Source organism: Arthrobacter sp. SX1312, from assembly GCF_002929295.1.
Lineage (GTDB): Bacteria > Actinomycetota > Actinomycetes > Actinomycetales > Micrococcaceae > Arthrobacter_D.
Window position 1 is genome coordinate 1,077,458 of sequence record NZ_PJIM01000002.1, and the last position, 16,936, is coordinate 1,094,393.

Consider the following 16,936-nt stretch of genomic DNA (forward strand, 5'->3'; position numbering starts at 1 on the left):
CATCCCGGTTCACCCGGAAGGATCCCCAGTGTTACGCGTCATCGGTAAGCGGCTAGCCCTGCTCATCCCCACCCTGTTCGGCCTGTCCGTCCTGCTGTTCCTGTGGGTGCGCAATCTCCCGGGCGGCCCGGCCACCGCCCTCCTCGGGGAGAAGGCCACCCCGGAAGCCATCGCCCGGATCAACGAGCTGTACGGGTTCGACCGCCCTCTGATCACCCAGTACCTGACCTACATGGGCAAGCTGCTCCAGGGGGACTTCGGGGTCTCGATCAACACCGGGCGCCCCGTGCTCGAGGAGTTCGCCACCCGGTTCCCGGCCACCGTCGAACTGACGATCGTCGCCCTGATCTTCGCCATCGGCGTCGGCGTGCCCCTCGGGTACCTCGCGGCGCGGCACAACGGCCGGTTCATCGACCACAGCTCGGTGGTCCTCAGCCTGATCGGCATCACGGTGCCGGTCTTCTTCCTCGCGTTCATCCTCAAGTACCTGTTCGCGATCCAGTGGTCGCTCCTGCCGCCGGACGGCCGGCAGGACCCGCGGATGGACGCCACGCACTACACGCAGTTCTACGTGCTGGACGGCCTGCTGACGGGCGAGTACGACGCCGCCTGGGACGCCTTCCTGCACCTGATCCTGCCCGCGCTCGCCCTCGGCACCATCCCGCTGGCGATCATCGTCCGCATCACGCGCGCCTCGGTCCTGGAGGTGCAGAACGCCGACTACGTGCGCACCGCCCGCGCCAAGGGACTCAGGGAGAGCACCATCCGCGGCAGCTTCATCCTGCGGAACGCGATGCTCCCCGTCGTCACGACCATCGGCCTCCAGCTGGGCCTGCTCATCTCCGGTGCGGTGCTGACCGAGACGGTCTTCGCCTTCAACGGCATCGGCCGGTTCCTGCGGGACGCCATCTTCGGGCTCGACTACCCCGTCCTCCAGGGCTTCATCATCTTCATCGCCGTCCTCTACGCGCTCATCAACCTGATCGTCGACCTCTCCTACTCCGTCATCGACCCGAGGGTGCGTGTGCAATGAGTACCATCCTGCCCCCCGCCGCCGGCGGCTCCGTGGCCCCGAACGATCCCGCCGTCGACACCGGGCGCGGCACGGGTCTGTGGAAGGACGCCTACCTCCGGCTGCGCCGGAACCCGCAGGCGATCGTCGGCGCCGTCATCATCGGGCTCTTCCTCCTCGTGGCCATCCTCGCGCCGATCCTCGCGCCCTACGGCGGCGACGAACTCCCGGGACGCACGTCGATCACCCCCACCACCATTCCGGGTCCGGGCGAGATCGACGGATTCCCGCTGGGACTGGACCGCTTCGGCGGGGACGTCCTCAGCAAGCTCATCTGGGGCGCCCGCGCATCGCTGCTGATCGGCGTCGTCTCGACGGCGCTCGGCCTCGCGGGCGGGATGCTGCTCGGCGTCCTGGCCGGGGGCCTCGGCGGCTGGGTGGACAGCGCGATCATGCGGTTCGTGGACATCCTGCTGTCCGTCCCCAGCCTCCTCCTCGCCGTCAGCATCGCCGCGATGCTGGGCCAGAGCACCTACGCGATCATGATCGCCATCGGCGTCTCGCAGATCCCCATCTTCGCGCGGCTCCTGCGCTCGACGATGCTGTCGCAGCGGGGTGCCGACTACATCCTGGCGGCGCAGACCCTCGGCCTCAGCCGCCGGACGATCACGATGAGCCACCTGCTGCCGAACAGCATGGGTCCCGTGATCGTGCAGGCCACCCTTAGCCTCGCCACCGCCGTGATCGACGCCGCCGCGCTGGCCTACCTCGGCCTCGGTGGCGGGCTGCCGCAGACCGCCGAATGGGGGCGCATGCTCACCTACGCGCAGGTCGAACTCGCCGTCGCTCCGCAGCTCGCCTTCCTCCCGGGTGCGTGCATCGTCATCACGGCGCTGGGCTTCACCCTGCTGGGGGAGTCGCTGCGCGAGGCCCTCGACCCGAAGACCCGCAAGAAGTAGGCCGTCCGCCGCAGGACACGGGACGCGGGAGCGGCCACCAGCCCCCGGGCCGGTGGCCGCTCCCGCGTCCCGGCCGGTCAGCGGGCGTGCACGTCCAGCCGCTGAGGGTCCGTCAGGAGTCCGCCGTCCCAGCCGCCCGTCGTCGCGGCGGCGTCGTACGTGGCGCGCAGGAAGGCGAGCAGCACCGCATCCGGGTCGGTGGCCGTGCGGACGGCCTCGTAGGGCAGCAGGAACTGGCTGAACTCCGCACTGTAGAACGCACCCTCGACGTCGACGGGCGCGTCGCGGTACCCCTCGGGTTCGGGGTAGGCGTACGAGTAGAAGGCACCTTCCTCGCCGCCGCCGGGCCAGAACCCGCAGCTCGAGAGTTCGTGGGAGTAACCCTCCTCCATGACCCAGTCCGCGCAGTTCGGGGCGCCCCCGGGGTGGATGGGCGCGGGCCTTCCGGAGAACCGTGTGCAGGCGAGGTCCATGCCTCCCCAGAAGAAGTGCACGGGGCTCACCTTGCCGAGGAACTCGGCCCTGAAGCGCGTGAGGACCCGCTCGGCCTGGATGAGCTGGCGCCAGAACGCCGTCACGGCGGCGGGATCGTAGGACGCGTGCCCGTGGTCCTCGGCGAAGGGCACCGCCGGATCCACCTCCGTCGGGACCGGCCGGATCGGTGCGTCGATCCCCACGCCGGCCAGCGCCGCGATGGTCCGCTCATGGAATCGGGCGACGGACTGCGGCTCGAGGGGGACGCTGCGATCCTCACCCGAACTGGTGCGCACCAGCAGCCGGTGGTGCACGACGTCGAACTCCAGGTCGAACATGCCGTTGCCGTAGGGGATCGACGACGTCGCCCAGCCTCGCGGCGTCACGTAGAACGGCACCTGCCACCAGTGGTTGACCAGGGGAGCGTGGGCCATCCGGACCTTGCCGACGACCTGGAGCCACATGTGCAGTGTCGCCCGGGTGTCCTGCCAGTCCTCGACCCGGAGCGCGGGCCAGCCGCCCGCCGTCGTCGTCCCGCCCGCCGTCGTCGTCCCGCTCATCGTGCCGTGCCCGCGCATGGTGGCTCCCGTCGTCGTGTGCCGCCAATCTATGTGCCCGGCCGGGTGCCCGTACAGGGAGGGACGACGCCCGGCCCGGGCCGCTTGCTAGGGTGGCAGCGACGGACCCCGGTCGAGGCGGGACGTGCATGCCGTGCGCGTTCCTCTCCGGGGCCACCCCGGGGTACGCAGACCGACCAGCACAGGGCGCCTCAGGCGCCCGACTGCGCTCCGCGCAGCTCAGCGCCCGAACAAGAGGGACAGGTCGGCCGGGGTCCGTCGCCCAGCCGCGGGGCGGCACGTGCGGGTTCGGAGGGGGAGCCATGAACGACACCGGTCCGACGACGGGAGACGGCGGCCTGAAGGGTCCCGCCACGGCGCGCCGCGGCGGACGCCCTGCGCCCTCTCCACGGCCCACGCGGGCCTCGGCCACCCTGGCCCGTGAGCCCGCGCCGGGCGCCCCGGGCCTCTCGCTCCTCCTGGCCCACGCCTTCCTCGATGCTCCGGACTGGCGGCGGGAGGAGCTGATCGTGGCGGGCGCTGCCCTCCTCGGTGCACGGCGGCGCTGGCTGGGTCCTCTCGCCCGCTGCGTGCTGGCCGGCTATCCGAGGCGGCCCGACGGCGCGCCCCGGGAGTTGGCCCGGTGGATCGCCGCCCAGTCCGCCTTCACCGACGCGATCGCCAGGGCGTCCGCCCGCGGTACGCCCGACAGCCCGGCGCGGTACCTCTCCGCGGTTCCGGAGGTTCAGGCCCCGACCGGGTCCGCTCCGGAAGGCCCCGTCGGGACACCCGGGACGAGGGACCTCGCCTGGCTCGCGCGGGAGCTGCGGCTCACCCCGGGAGAGCTCGACTGGTTCGCGGACACCCGGCACTGGAATCGACGGGCAGCGACCCGCGCGCTGCACCACTACCGGTACGAGTGGCGTGTGCGCCCGGGACGCGTACCGCGGCTCCTGGAGATCCCCGGGATCCGCCTGCGGACGGTGCAGCGCCGCGTGCTCGACCACATCCTCGCACCGATCCCCCTGCACGACGCCGCGCACGGATTCGTGCCCGGACGCAGCGCGCGGACGGGCGCGGCGGCCCACACGGGCGCCGAGGTCGTCATCGCCCTCGACCTGGTCTCCTTCTTCGCGTGCGTCACACCGGGCCGGGTCTTCGGGGTCTTCCGCCAGGCGGGCTTCCCGGAAGCGACCGCCCACGCCCTCACGGGACTCTGCACGCACGAGGTGCCGGACGCGGTGCTGCGGTCGATGCCCGACGGCGGCAGCACCGGGGAACGCTTCGCCCTCGGTCGGGTGCTGGGGGAGGCGCATCTGCCGCAGGGGGCGCCGTCGTCGCCCGCCCTCGCCAACCTCGCCGTCCGGCGCCTCGACTCGCGGCTGGCCGGCTGGGCCGCCGCGGCCGGAGGCACCTACACGCGGTACGCGGACGACCTCGCCTTCAGCGGCCCAGTCGGCCTCGCCCGGCGCACCGACTCCTTTCTCCGCGGTGTCGAGCGCATCGTCCTCGCCGAGGGCCATGCGGTGAACCGGCTCAAGACCCGGGTGAGCGGCGCCTCGGTGCGGCAGACCGTGACCGGCGTCGTCGTGAACGCGCACACCAATGTGGCCCGGACGGACTACGACGCCCTCAAGGCGATCCTCCACAACTGCCGCGTGCACGGACCCGAGTCCCAGCGGCGCGGACAGGCCGACTTCCGGGCACACCTCGCCGGGCGCATCGCCTGGGTGGAGTCCCTGAACCCGCAGCGCGGCCGCAGGCTCAGGGACGCCTTCGAACGGATCAGCTGGTGAGGGGCGCTAGGAGGCCAGCTCGCCGATGTTGAGCTCGTTGCCCGGGATGGATGCCAGCAGCTTCCGCGTGTACGGGTGGCGGGGGTTCTGGAAGACCTCCTCCGAGCTGGCCGCCTCGACCAGTTCGCCGTCCTTCATGACGCAGACGTAGTCGGAGATGAGCCGCACCACCGCGAGGTCGTGCGAGATGAACAGGTAGCTGAGGCCCAACTCCGACTGCAGGTCGCCGAGGAGCTTCAGGATCTGCGCCTGCACCAGCACGTCGAGCGCGGAGACCGGCTCGTCGCACACGATCAGCTCCGGCTTCAGCGCGAGGGCACGCGCGATGGCGACGCGCTGCCGCTGCCCGCCCGAGAGCTCCGCCGGGTAGCGGCGCAGGGCGTTCTGCGGCAGGGAGACCTGGTCCATCAGCTCCCGCACCCGGGCCGCGCGCTCCTTCTTCGACCCGCGCTTGTACGCATTGAGGGGCTCCTCGACGATGCGCTCGATCGTGAACATCGGGTTCAGCGAGGAGTACGGGTCCTGGAAGATCGGCTGCACCCGCTGCCGGAAGTCGCTGAGCTGCGCCTTGTCGAGCGTCGCAACGTCCATGCCGTCGAACGTCATGGAGCCCGACGTCGGTTCGACCAGCTTCAGCAGCATGCGCGCCGTCGTGGTCTTGCCCGAGCCGGACTCCCCGACGATCGCGACGGTCTGCCCGCGCGGGATGTCGAGGGTGACGTTCTTCGCCGCGTAGAAGTCCTCCTTGCTGCCGCGCCGCTTGTACACCTTCGTGAGGTCCCGGATCTCGACGAGGTTCCCGCGAGCGGCGGGCGTCCCGTCGCTCGCGGGCGGTGCGGGCCGGTCCGACGACGACGTCGCCTCGTGGGCGCCGCCGGCCGCATGAGGGGCGGCGTTGCTCGCCGGTGCCGCCGCACCGTCGTGCCCGGAGCCCTGCTCCGCGAAGACGGCCTCCGCGAGCTTCAGCCGGCTCGCGGCGTCTGCGGTGAACGCTCCCGGGCTCAGGCGGACCGCGGCGACGCTGGGAGCCGCGCGCACGAGCGACTGCGTATAGGGGTGCTGCGGGTCGTTGAGCAGCTGATCGGCCGGGCCGGTCTCGACGACCCGGCCGCGGTGCATGACCACGAGCTGCGAGGCGCGCTCGGCGGCGAGACCGAGGTCGTGGGTGATGAGGAGCACCGATGTGCCCAGCTGCTCGGTCATGACCTCGATCTGGTCCAGGATGGTGCGCTGCACGGTGACGTCCAGCGCCGATGTCGGCTCGTCGGCGATCAGCAGGCGCGGCCGGCATGCCATCCCGATCGCGATGAGCGCCCGCTGGCGCATGCCGCCCGAGAACTCGTGCGGGTACTGCTTGGCACGCTCACCGGCGTCGGGCAGCCCGGCCGCGGTGAGGACCTCGATCACGCGCTGCGTGACGTTCTTCTTGGTGGCCATCCCATGGACGAGGAGGGTCTCGGCGACCTGGGTGCCGATCTTCGTCACCGGGTTGAGGTTGGACATCGGGTCCTGCGGGACGAGGCCGATCGCCCGGCCGCGGATCGACCGCATCTTCGCCTCGGGCAGGCTCGTGAGGTCCTGGCCCTCGAAGAGGATGCTCCCGGAGGTCACCCTGCCGTTGCCCGGCAGCAGGCCGATGCACGCCATCGCCGTCGTCGACTTGCCCGAGCCGGACTCGCCCACGATCGCCAGGGCGCTGCCGCGGCCCAGGGTGAAGCTCGCCTCCTCGACCGCCTGCACCTCGCCGTGGGTGGTGCGGAAGCTCACCGCCAGGTTCCTCACCTCGAGCAGGGGTGCGTCGAGGTCCTGGGGCTGGGCGGCCGCGCTGCCGGCGGGAGTGATGTCCGTCATAGGACCATCGTGCCCTATGGGTCGGGTGATCGGTGTCCTGGCGGGACGGACCCGCGCTAACTTTCTGGTGCTTGTGCGGCGTCGGGGATCGCCGCGGTGAGCCGGCCGGCGAGGTGGTCGACGGCGAGCCGGTAGCCGTCGATGCCCGCGCCGACGATCACGGCGTCGGCCACGCCGGAGATGTACGAGTGGTGCCGGAAGGGCTCGCGGCGGTGCACGTTGCTGATGTGGACCTCGACCACGGGCAGGCCGACGCCGGCGAGCGCGTCGCGGATGGCGATCGAGGTGTGCGTGTAGGCCCCGGCATTGATGACGATTCCGTCTGCCGTCGAGCGCGCGGCGTGGATGGCGTCGATGATCCCGCCCTCGTGGTTGGACTGCAGTGCGTCGACGGTGCAGCCGCGGCCCCGCGCGGTGTCCGAGGCCAGACGGACGACGTCGTCGAGGGTCGCTGTGCCGTAGACGTCCGGTTCCCGCGTGCCGAGCAGGTTCAGGTTGGGTCCGTTGATCACGAGGATGCTGGGCGTGCGCGGGGTCATGCCCTAACTATGCCGCACCGGCGCGGCTGCCGAGGCGGCCGTCTCCGTCACCGGATCCTGGAGCCGCGACCGCAGGCGCACCGCGCCCGACGCCCCGGCCACGGTGACGAGGCTCATCGCGGCGAGGACGACGCCCGGGTGCCACCACGCGCCGTCGGTGGCGATGCCGAACTGCTGCGTGATCGACGGCGCGAAACCGGCGACGATCGCGGCGATGCTGTAGGCGAAGGACAGCGCGGTGAACGCCGTCACCGGTTTGAAGATGTCCGCCATGAGCCCGCCGAGCGCCGCCCAGCTGGCGGTCGGGAGGATGCCGCCGAGGATGATCGCCGCGATGTACACCGGTTCGGTGGCGATGCTGATGACCCAGTACAGGGGGAAGGCGATCAGTGCTGTTCCCAGTGCGCCCCCGGCGACGACCTTCGCCGAGCCGATGCGCATCGCCAGGTAGCCGAACGCGGGGATGGTCACGAGCTGCAGGACGGAGCCGACGAGTGCCGCGTTCAGGACCGTCTCCTGGGACAGGCCGAGGGTCCCGGTGCCGTATGCCTGCGTGTAGGTGACCATCAGGAAGTAGGAGCCGATGCCCAGCACGGCGGAGGCGATGGCGACCACGATGGCGGCGGGCTGGGACTTCAGGACCTCGAGGAAGGGGACGCGGGGGAGCGCGTGCTCCCGGCTCGTCTCCCGGAAGACGGGCGTCTCGTCGATCGCGAGCCGCAGGTAGATCGCGACGGCGAGGAACGGGAACGCGAGCAGGAACGGGATGCGCCACCCCCAGGTGGTCATGACCTCCGGCGCGATGACGGCGAGGGCCAGGAAGATGGCGGAGATGAGCATGGTGCCCACGGGCGAGCCGAGCTGGGGGATGGAGGCGTAGAGCGCCCGTTTGCGCGGTTCGGCGTGCTCGGTGGCGATGAGGATGGAGCCGCCCCACTCGCCGCCGAGCGAGAGCCCCTGCAGGAGGCGGAGCACGGTCAGGATGACCGGGGCCCAGACGCCGATGGTGGTGTAGTCCGGCAGGAGTCCCACCGTGCCGGTCGCCAGGCCCATCAGCGTGATGGTCCAGATCAGCGTGCGCTTGCGGCCGATCCGGTCCCCGAGGTGCCCGAAGAGGATGGCGCCGAGCGGGCGGGCGACGAATCCCATCGCGAAGACCAGGAACGCCGAGAGGGTTCCGGCCAGGGGGTCCTGCTCGGTGAAGAAGACCGTGTTGAAGACGAGCGCGGCCGCCGTGCCGAACACGTAGAAGTCGTAGGACTCGAGGGCCGTCCCCACGAAGGAGGCGCCGGCGACGCGGCGGGCCATGCGGGGATTCGTGGCGGGAGGCTGCTGCAGGGTTGTGGACACGCTGAAATCATCCTCTCGCCCGAGGGCGTCGGCCACCTTTCAGGACGAACGTCACATCCGTCCCGGTGCGGCTCAGGCGGGCAGGGGGGTGCGGCGGCGCGCGCTGATGATCGCCCGTCCGGCCGTGGTGAGGGACCCGGTCACGGCCGCGGGGTCTCCCATGAAGCCGTGCACCATGGCGCCGTCGCGCAGCATGATGAGCTGGTCCGCGACGACGTCGGGTCCCTCCACCGCGAGTTCGGTCAGCAGCCCGGTCACCACGGCGTGCAGCCAGGTCCGGTACTGCTCGACGGCGCCCCGCACCATCGAGCCGTCCGCGGGATACTCCGCGGCCGCGTTGATGAACGTGCACCCGCGGAAGCCCGGCCGGCACGCCGCGGCGCCGTTCGCGGCGGCCAGCCGGAGCAGGACCTCGCAGGCGTCGGCACCCTCGGCCCGCTCGCGGTCGACCGCCGCCTGCAGCCGGCCCAGCTGGTCCTCGAGGTAGGCGACGACGAGGTGGTCCTTGGTCGGGAAGTGGCGGTAGAAGGTCACCTTCGTGGTGCCGGCGTCGGCGATGACCCGGTCGGCGCTGACCGAGCGGATGCTCGTGGCGTCGAACAGGCGGGTTGCCGACGCGAGGATGCGCTCGCGGACGGGAGGGGCGGTCATCATGCTCCGTTCTGCGGTTGTCGTGCCGATTTGGTGGAAGTAGAGTTACTAGTTAGTCTACATAGTCGGCAAGGGCATCCGGCCCCCACGACGAAAGGATCGACACCATGAGCGCTCTCTACACGGCAGTGGCGACGGCGACCGGTGACGGCCGCGACGGCAAGGCACGGACCGACGACGGGCAGCTCGTCGTCGACCTCGCGGTCCCCACCGAGATGGGCGGTACGGGCGGCGCGACCAACCCCGAGCAGCTCTTCGCCGTCGGCTACGCGGCCTGCTTCCACAGCGCCCTCAAGCTCGTCGCGGCCCGCAGCAAGGCCACGATCAGCGAGACGGCGGTCACGGCGGAGGTCAGCATCGGCCCGGTCGACGGCGGCGGGTTCCAGCTCGCCGTCGCCCTGCACGCCGAGATCGGCGGGGTGGACCAGGGGACCGCGGACCGGCTCGTGGAGCAGGCCCACCAGGTGTGCCCCTACTCGAACGCCACGCGCGGCAACATCGAGGTCACGGTCGACGCCACGATCGGCTGATCCGTCCCCTGGACGAGGAAGGCCCCCGCAGGTGCGGGGGCCTTCCTCGTCTCCCTGGTTGCTACTTCCGCAGCGACACGGCGATCTGCTGCATGATCGTGGGATCGGACAGCGTGGTGGCGTCGCCGACCTCCCGGCCTTCCGCGACGTCCTTGAGCAGGCGCCGCATGATCTTCCCGCTGCGGGTCTTCGGCAGTTCGGGGACCACCAGGATGTTCCGCGGCTTCGCGATCGGGCCGATCTCCTTCGCGACGTGGTTGCGCAGGGTGGTGACGATGTCGTCGTCGTCCTTCGCCGAACCGCGCAGGATCACGAAGGCGACGATCGCCTCGCCCGTCGTCTCGTCGCTCGCCCCCACGACGGCGGCCTCCGCCACCGAGGGGTGGCTGACCAGGGCCGACTCGATCTCGGTGGTCGAGAGGCGGTGGCCCGAGATGTTCATGACGTCGTCGACGCGGCCGAGGAGCCAGATGTCGCCGTCGGCGTCCTTCTTCGCACCGTCGCCGGCGAAGTACATGTCGTCGAAGCGCGACCAGTAGGTGTCCTTGAACCGCTGGGGGTCACCCCAGATGCCGCGCAGCATCGCGGGCCAGGGTTCGCGGATGACGAGGTAGCCGCCGGCCCCGTCCGGGACGGACTCGCCCATCTCGTCGACGACGTCGATCGCGATCCCGGGCACGGCGACCTGCGCCGAGCCCGGCTTGGTGGCGGTCACCCCGGGCATGGGGGCGATCATGTGCGCCCCGGTCTCGGTCTGCCACCAGGTGTCCACGATCGGCGCCTTGCCCCCGCCGATCACGTCCCGGTACCACATCCAGGCCTCCGGGTTGATCGGCTCACCGACGGAGCCGAGCACCCGGATCGAGGAGAGATCGTATTTCTTCGGGATGTCCCGCCCCCACTTCATGAAGGTCCGGATGGCCGTCGGTGCGGTGTAGAGGATGCTCACCTTGTACTTCTCGATGAGTTCCCACCAGCGGCCCTGGTGCGGGGTGTCCGGCGTCCCCTCGTACATGAGCTGCGTGGCGCCGTTCACGAGGGGCGCGTACGTGACGTAGCTGTGCCCGGTGACCCACCCGATGTCCGCGGTGCACCAGAAGACGTCGGTCTCCGGACGCAGGTCGAAGGTGTTGCGGTGGGTGAACGCGGTCTGGGTGAGGTAGCCGCCGGTCGTGTGCAGGATTCCCTTCGGCTTCCCCGTGGTCCCCGAGGTGTACAGGATGAACAGGGGGTGCTCGGCGTCGTGCGCGACGGCCGTGTGCTCGTCCGTGGCGTTGTCCACGACGTCGTGCCACCAGAGGTCGCGTCCTTCGGTCCAGGCGACGGCCTCGTTGTTGCGGCGGACCACGACGACGTGGGAGACAGTGTGGCCTTCCGCCTCGAGGGCGCCGTCCACGGCCGGCTTGAGAGCGCTCGGCTTGCCGCGGCGGTACGTGCCGTCGGCGGTGACCACGAGCTTGGCCTCGGCGTCGTCGATGCGGCTGCGGAGGGCCTCGGCGGAGAAGCCACCGAAGACCACGGAGTGCACGGCGCCGATCCGGGCGCAGGCCAGCATGGTGACGACGGCCTCGGGGATCATGGGCAGGTACACGGCCACGCGGTCGCCCTTCTGCACGCCGAGGGACTCGAAGGCGTTGGCGGCCTTCTTGACCTCCCGGGTCAGTTCCGCGTAGGTGATGGTGCGCGTGTCCCCGGGTTCGCCCTCGAAGTGGATGGCCACGCGGTCGCCGAGGCCGGCCTCCACATGCCGGTCCAGGGCGTTGTAGGCGGCGTTCACGGTGCCGCCGACGAACCACTTGGCGAACGGTGCGTCCGACCAGTCGAGGGTCTGGGTGAAATCGCGGTCCCAGGTGAGCAGCTCGCGGGCCTGCCTGGCCCAGAACTCGGTGCCCTGCTCTCGGGCCTCGTCGTAGAGCGACGGCTGTGCGACCGCCCGCGCCGCGAACTCCGCGCTCGGCGGGAAGCGGCGTTCCTCGTGCAGCAGGTTCTCGAAGGCGTCGCCTTGTCGTTCGGCGGTCATGATCTACCCCTTTGTGACGTGGTCGGTAACGGACAGAAGAAGCGGGGTACGCCCGTCCGGCGCACCACCACGTGCTCTACGGGAACCCTATCGAGTTCTCCCCGACCGCGTGTGCCGGACGTCACAGGGCCTAGCCGAACTGCGGCGATTGTGCGATGAGCGGCGCGGTGCTGGTGCCCGTGGTTGCTGGAGAAGGTCTGGGCCGGTGGCTAGGGTGGAGGAAGGCAATCGACGTCGGAGGCCGTTGGTGCTCCGCCGGACACCACCGCCATGAACGGGAGTACACCATGACCGAAGCATCCGAGGAACATCGCAGCACAAGCCACGGGCCGGCGGGCGGTGCGGAGCGGTCCCCGTCGTCCGTGCAGACAACGGGGTCGGTCGGGCCGTCCACGGAGAGCCGGCCCGTCGGCCGGAGCCGGGCCCTCGTCGGACCGTTCACGCTGCGGGAAGTGCTCTTCGGCGGCGGTGTGCTGCTCGTCTTCATCGGCACCCTGCTGCCGTTCCTCGACGGGATCGTGCGGTACGAGAACTTCTGGAACACCGCGCCGCTCTTCTTCGTCGGCATCGGCATCCTGCTGCCCGTGGTCTCCCTGGCTCTCCTTGCCGGACGCCGTCTGGGAAGCTCGGGGCTGCGCGTCGGCTCGCTGTCGGTCGACCAGTTCGCGTCGGTCTCGGCGGTGCTGGCCACCACGTACTTCTTCCTGCAGACGGTGACCCAGTTCCACCCCGGGCCCCTGGTGGCCCTGATCGGTGCGCTCGGCATGCTGACCGCGACGGTCCTCGCACCGTTCCTGCCCGTCCTCAAGGACGATTTCGCCGACCGCCCCGAGGTACCGGCCCACCCGGTGGCGCGCTCCATCACGGCGGCGCAGCCCCGCCCCGCCAAGCCCGCTTCCGAGAAGCCTGCCCCCTCCTCCAAGGACACTGGCGCGCTGGACGCCCCCGCGAAGGACACCGCCGGGCTGGACGCCCCCGCGAAGGACACTGCCGGATGGGCTTCCCGGTTCGGCCGGAAGGACAAGTCGGGCGTGAACCCCGCCGCCGCCGCCGTCCTGCAGAACGGTGCCGGCCTGTACGGGGCAGGGGGAGCGGGCGCCGTGGGTGCCGGCGCGGCCGCCGCGGGCCAGTCCGGGATGGAGCCCGGCACCGCCAGGACACCCGCGACGTCCGGTGCCACGACCCGCGCCTCGGCCGACACCACCTCCGACACCACGTCCGGCACCACCTCCGACACGGACTCCCGCGTGTCGGAGGAGCCGGCTCGCCCGTCGGGCGCGTCCGAGGGCGGCGCCCACGCCGTCCAGGGTCGCGACGCGGCGCGAGGCAGCGCGGACGGGCATTCCTCCACCGCGATCCAGCCGTCGTCCGTCGGCGAGACCCGGGTCCACGAGGTCGTCCGGGACGAGCCGGCCCGGACCGACACCGCACCGTCCTCCGAGGAGCGGGACCGCCAGGAGCCGATCACGGCGACCCGGTCGGCGGACGAGGAGTCCGTCGTCGAGGCGTTCTGGTTCGCCGTCGGGTCCCCCCGTCCGGTCTTCGACGAACAGACGGGCCGTGAGGTCTTCACACTGCAGCCCGGCGACTGGGAGGTCGGGATCGAGGATCGCGGCTCCGAGTTCTTCGTGCAGGACAAGCGGACGGGCACCGTGGGTATCCTCCGGGATCTGCGCAACATCGAACGCGCCCCCCAGGACTGACCCCCGCCCTGCCGCTGCATGGCCGGCGGACAGCAGTACCGGAAGGAGACACGCGAGTGGCAGGCAGGAAAGCGCAGGTCGACGAGGAGTCGCCGGTCGCCCTCAAGCGGCGGGCGCGGAAGATCAACCGGGTCCTGGGTGAGACCTACCCGTACGCGGTGGCCGAACTCGACTTCAGGAACGCGTTCGAGCTGCTGGTCGCGACGGTCCTCTCCGCGCAGACCACCGACGTGCGCGTCAACCTCACGACGCCGGCGCTGTTCGCGCGCTACCCCGACCCGCGGGCGTTGGCCGAGGCCGAGGAGAGCGAACTGCAGGAGCTCATCCGGCCCACGGGGTTCTACCGTGCGAAGGCCAACAGCCTGCTCGCCCTGTCCCGGCGTCTGGTCGACGAGTTCGACGGCCAGGTGCCCGGCTCCCTGGATGATCTGGTGACGCTTCCCGGGGTCGGGCGGAAGACGGCCAACGTCGTCCTGGGAAATGCCTTCGGGGTCCCCGGCATCACGGTGGACACCCACTTCGGGCGGCTCGCCCGCCGCTTCCGGTGGACGGCGGCGGAGGACCCGGTGAAGGTCGAGCAGGACGTGGCAGCCCTGTTCGAGCGCAAGGACTGGACGATGCTCTCGCACCACGTCGTCTTCCACGGCCGCCGGATCTGCCATGCCAAGAAGCCTGCCTGCGGTGTCTGTCCCGTGGCCGCGCTGTGCCCGTCCTACGGTGACGGGGAGACGGACCCGATGAAGGCGGCGAAGCTGCTGAAGTACGAGCTCGCGCCCGGTCGGGAGGATCTGCTCGCGTCCATGCGCGCCGGGCAGACGCGGACCGAGCTCCGCGAGGCCGGGCACGGGCTGGGTGCGTAGGACCGACCGGCTGCGGTCGGTGCCGGAACGCAGCGGCGTGCGTCGGTGCCCGACGGCCCGGGACGCGGTCGCCGCAGGACCCGCGGAGACCCGGGGGTGACGGCCCGCGACGAGCTCGCCCGGTGGGTGGCGTCCCTGCAGGTGACGGGGGCGCCCCTCGTGCGCGTGGAGGGCTGGCAGTTCGCAACACTCGATCCCGCGAAGAGCCGACGGGCTGCCGTGCTCATCCTGTTCGGGGCGAGGGAGGGCCTGCCGCACTCCTCCCCGCCGCAACCCGGACCCGACGACGTCGATCTCCTCTTCGTGATGCGCGCCAGTTCCCTGGCCCACCATCCCGGGCAGGTGGCATTTCCCGGCGGGACCATCGACGCCGAGGACATGGACGAAGGCGCTGCGGCGCTGCGCGAGGCGCGCGAGGAGACCGGAGTGGATTCCGACGGCATCGAGATCCTGGGCGCACTGCCTGAGGTGGGGCTCCCGGTCAGCAACTTCATGGTCACGCCCGTCCTCGCGTGGTGGACGGAACAGTCCCCGGTCCACGCGGTGGACACGGCCGAGTCCGAGCTCGTCTTCCGGTGTGCGGTGAGCACGCTCCTCGACCCCTCCCGTCGGAGGACGGCCGTGGTCCGCCGGAACGGGTTCGTCAGCAGGACCCCCGCCTTCCTCACGCCGGACGCCGTGGTCTGGGGATTCACCGCGCTGCTCCTGGACGCGATCTTCGACGGGCTCGGCTGGACGAGGCCGTGGGACCGATCGCAGGAGATCCCCGCACCGCTGTGAGCCGCCCGGGCCCGTTGCGTTCGCCGGGAGGCCGGCGCTCCGCCCCGTGAAGGGCTCTGTCGACGACGCGGTCGAACGGTGGGACGCGCCTATTTGGCGTCGGCGTAGGAGGTGACGGTGATCGTCGAGATCGAGAACTCGATCGGGATCTCCCCGAACATCAACCGTGTCGCCGCCCGCGCGGCGTCGGCGAGGATCGTCGTCGCCTCCGCGCCCCGGTCCTCCGGGACGTGCAGGACCACCTCGTCGTGCAGGAAGAACGCGATCCGGCTGCGCGGCACCGGGATGGTGCTCTCCGCGAGCCGCCGCCGGATCTCCGCGAGCCAGCACAGGGCCCATTCCGCCGCGGTCGCCTGGACCACGAAGTTCCGGGTGAAGCGTCCGCGGGCCCGCGCCGCGCTGTCCGCGCGGCGCTGTTCCTCCGCCGTCGTCGTGCGCTGCCGTGCACGCCACTCCTCCGATGCGGGAGGGCAGCCCCGGCCCAGGTAGCTCGACACGCCGTCGCCGGATTCCCCGGCCCGCGCTGCGGCCTCGACGACGCCGATGGCCCGCGGGTACGCGCGCGTCAGTTGGGGCATCAGACGCCCCGACTCGCCGCTCGTCGCGCCGTACATGGCGCCGAGCATCGCGAGCTTAGCCTGCGAGCGGTCGCCACCGAAGCCCTGGTCGGCGATGCCCTGGTAGAGGTCCCTGCCCCGGGCCGCCGCGGCGAGCGCGGAGTCCCGTCCGAGCGCCGCGAGGACCCGGGGCTCGAGTTGAGCGGCGTCCGCGATGACGAAGACGTGGCCCGCGTCGGGGCGGACGGCGTCGCGGACCTGCCGCGGGATCTGCAGGGCGCCCCCGCCGCGGGAGGCCCAGCGTCCGGACACGCTTCCGCCCACCACGTACTCCGGCCGGAACCGCCCGTCCCGGATCCACGCGTCGAGCCAGTTCCAGCCGTTCGCGGTCAGGAGCCGCGACAGCTTCTTGTACGCGAGCAGCGGCTTGATGGCCGGGTGGTGGTGCTGCTCGAGCTCCCACGACCGCGTGGTCCTCGCCTCGATACCCGCCCGGTGCAGGGCTCTCAGGACCTCCTGGGGGGAGTCGGGGTTGAGCGCGGGACTGCCCAGGGTCCGGCGCAGTTCGCCGGCGAGATACTCGAGTTTCGCCGGCCGGATGCCCTCGGCGGGTCGCGGCCCCAGCGCCCGTTCGAGGAGGTCCTCATGCACGTCCCTGCGCCAGGGCAGCCCCCAGTGCTCCATCTCGGAGGCGATCAGCGCGCCGGCGGATTCGGCGGCGACGAGGAGGTTCAGGCGCCCGGGGTCGGTAGAGCCGGCGATGGTGGAGAGCTGCCGGGTGAATTCCTCGATGACGTCGTCGAGGAGGGGACCCGTGGCCTCGTGCGGCTCGTCGAACAGCGAGTGCTGGTTCGGCGGGGGCGGTGGCGGGAGCAGGGTCCGGGGAGGTTCGGTGCCGTCCGCCGTGAGGGCAGCGGCCCGGATCGACGCCAGGTAGGGCGAGGGCGGACAGGACGGGGCGTTCGCGAGGATGGCGCGGGTGAGGCCGATGTCGCGGCAGCGGTCGACGTCGACCCCCGCCGACAGCAAATCGGGGTACCAGAGCCTCGTGCCCGTCCAGACCCAGACCGGGCGACGGACTCCTTCCTGCGCGACGGCGGCGGGCAGCCGGTCGTGGTCCACCACCAGCCGCCCACCGATGCGGGCGCCGGCGGCGTCCAGGGGCTGGAGCACCACGGCGCCGCGGCTGTCGCGGGTCGACGGCTCCTGCGCCACGGCGATGTACATGTCCATATCATCGGTCGCGCCGGTGTCATTCCTGCAATCCAGCGCGTTGTCCACATACGGGGTATCCGGC

14 protein-coding genes are annotated in these 16,936 nt (G+C 71.4%); 7 read left to right on the forward strand and 7 right to left on the reverse strand.

Annotated elements, in window-relative coordinates; translation table 11 throughout:
• Positions 1-28: 28 nt before the first annotated feature.
• Both CXQ92_RS12575 and CXQ92_RS12580 read left to right on the forward strand, forming a co-directional pair.
• The gene (locus CXQ92_RS12575; protein ID WP_104168030.1) at positions 29-1,033 is read left to right on the forward strand and encodes an ABC transporter permease; all 1,005 of its coding nucleotides are present in this window, start codon (positions 29-31) and stop codon (positions 1,031-1,033) included.
• The gene (locus CXQ92_RS12580) at positions 1,030-1,971 is read left to right on the forward strand and encodes an ABC transporter permease (protein ID WP_104168031.1); all 942 of its coding nucleotides are present in this window, start codon (positions 1,030-1,032) and stop codon (positions 1,969-1,971) included. Before CXQ92_RS12575 ends, CXQ92_RS12580 begins: the two co-directional genes overlap by 4 nt.
• A gap of 77 nt (positions 1,972-2,048) precedes the next feature.
• Here CXQ92_RS12580 and CXQ92_RS12585 read toward each other — a convergent pair whose 3' ends face one another.
• Positions 2,049-3,023 carry a DUF5996 family protein gene (locus CXQ92_RS12585; protein WP_258069895.1) on the reverse strand — a complete coding sequence of 325 codons (975 nt, stop codon included), beginning with the start codon at positions 3,021-3,023 and terminating at the stop codon, positions 2,049-2,051.
• A 302-nt stretch (positions 3,024-3,325) separates the two neighbouring features.
• Here CXQ92_RS12585 and CXQ92_RS12590 point away from each other — a divergent pair, with 302 nt between their 5' ends.
• Positions 3,326-4,798, forward strand: a complete 1,473-nt coding sequence (locus CXQ92_RS12590; protein ID WP_181033648.1) for a reverse transcriptase domain-containing protein — start codon at positions 3,326-3,328, stop codon at positions 4,796-4,798.
• Positions 4,799-4,804: 6 nt separating this feature from the next.
• On the opposite strand, the gene CXQ92_RS12595 is transcribed toward CXQ92_RS12590, so the two are convergent.
• From CXQ92_RS12595 to CXQ92_RS12610, 4 genes are all read right to left on the reverse strand, one after another.
• On the reverse strand, positions 4,805-6,649 hold the full coding sequence (locus CXQ92_RS12595; RefSeq protein ID WP_104168033.1) for an ABC transporter ATP-binding protein: 1,845 nt from the start codon (positions 6,647-6,649) through the stop codon (positions 4,805-4,807).
• 56 nt (positions 6,650-6,705) lie between these two features.
• Positions 6,706-7,188 carry a type II 3-dehydroquinate dehydratase gene (gene aroQ / locus CXQ92_RS12600; protein ID WP_104168034.1) on the reverse strand — a complete coding sequence of 161 codons (483 nt, stop codon included), beginning with the start codon at positions 7,186-7,188 and terminating at the stop codon, positions 6,706-6,708.
• A 3-nt stretch (positions 7,189-7,191) separates the two neighbouring features.
• The gene (locus CXQ92_RS12605) at positions 7,192-8,538 is read right to left on the reverse strand and encodes an MFS transporter (RefSeq protein WP_258069896.1); all 1,347 of its coding nucleotides are present in this window, start codon (positions 8,536-8,538) and stop codon (positions 7,192-7,194) included.
• Between the two features lie 72 nt (positions 8,539-8,610).
• Complete coding sequence (locus CXQ92_RS12610; protein ID WP_104168035.1) at positions 8,611-9,189, reverse strand: TetR/AcrR family transcriptional regulator; 579 nt, start codon at positions 9,187-9,189, stop codon at positions 8,611-8,613.
• A gap of 107 nt (positions 9,190-9,296) precedes the next feature.
• Here CXQ92_RS12610 and CXQ92_RS12615 point away from each other — a divergent pair, with 107 nt between their 5' ends.
• Positions 9,297-9,719, forward strand: a complete 423-nt coding sequence (locus CXQ92_RS12615; protein WP_104168036.1) for an organic hydroperoxide resistance protein — start codon at positions 9,297-9,299, stop codon at positions 9,717-9,719.
• Positions 9,720-9,780: 61 nt separating this feature from the next.
• Here CXQ92_RS12615 and acs read toward each other — a convergent pair whose 3' ends face one another.
• A complete protein-coding gene (gene acs / locus CXQ92_RS12620) occupies positions 9,781-11,739 on the reverse strand; it encodes an acetate--CoA ligase (protein ID WP_104168037.1) in 1,959 nt (652 codons plus the stop codon).
• A gap of 287 nt (positions 11,740-12,026) precedes the next feature.
• On the opposite strand from acs, the gene CXQ92_RS12625 reads away from it, so the two are divergent.
• From CXQ92_RS12625 to CXQ92_RS12635, 3 genes are all read left to right on the forward strand, one after another.
• Positions 12,027-13,442 (forward strand): hypothetical protein, encoded by a 1,416-nt coding sequence (locus CXQ92_RS12625; RefSeq protein WP_104168038.1) that lies wholly within the window; start codon positions 12,027-12,029, stop codon positions 13,440-13,442.
• A gap of 56 nt (positions 13,443-13,498) precedes the next feature.
• Entirely contained in the window at positions 13,499-14,302 is an 804-nt protein-coding gene (gene nth, locus CXQ92_RS12630) for an endonuclease III (protein WP_104168039.1), read from the forward strand.
• A 96-nt stretch (positions 14,303-14,398) separates the two neighbouring features.
• Positions 14,399-15,082 carry a CoA pyrophosphatase gene (locus CXQ92_RS12635; protein WP_104168040.1) on the forward strand — a complete coding sequence of 228 codons (684 nt, stop codon included), beginning with the start codon at positions 14,399-14,401 and terminating at the stop codon, positions 15,080-15,082.
• A gap of 89 nt (positions 15,083-15,171) precedes the next feature.
• Here CXQ92_RS12635 and CXQ92_RS12640 read toward each other — a convergent pair whose 3' ends face one another.
• Positions 15,172-16,866: a bifunctional 3'-5' exonuclease/DNA polymerase gene (locus CXQ92_RS12640; RefSeq protein WP_104168247.1), complete on the reverse strand. Its 1,695-nt coding sequence runs from the start codon at positions 16,864-16,866 to the stop codon at positions 15,172-15,174.
• Positions 16,867-16,936: the final 70 nt, after the last annotated feature.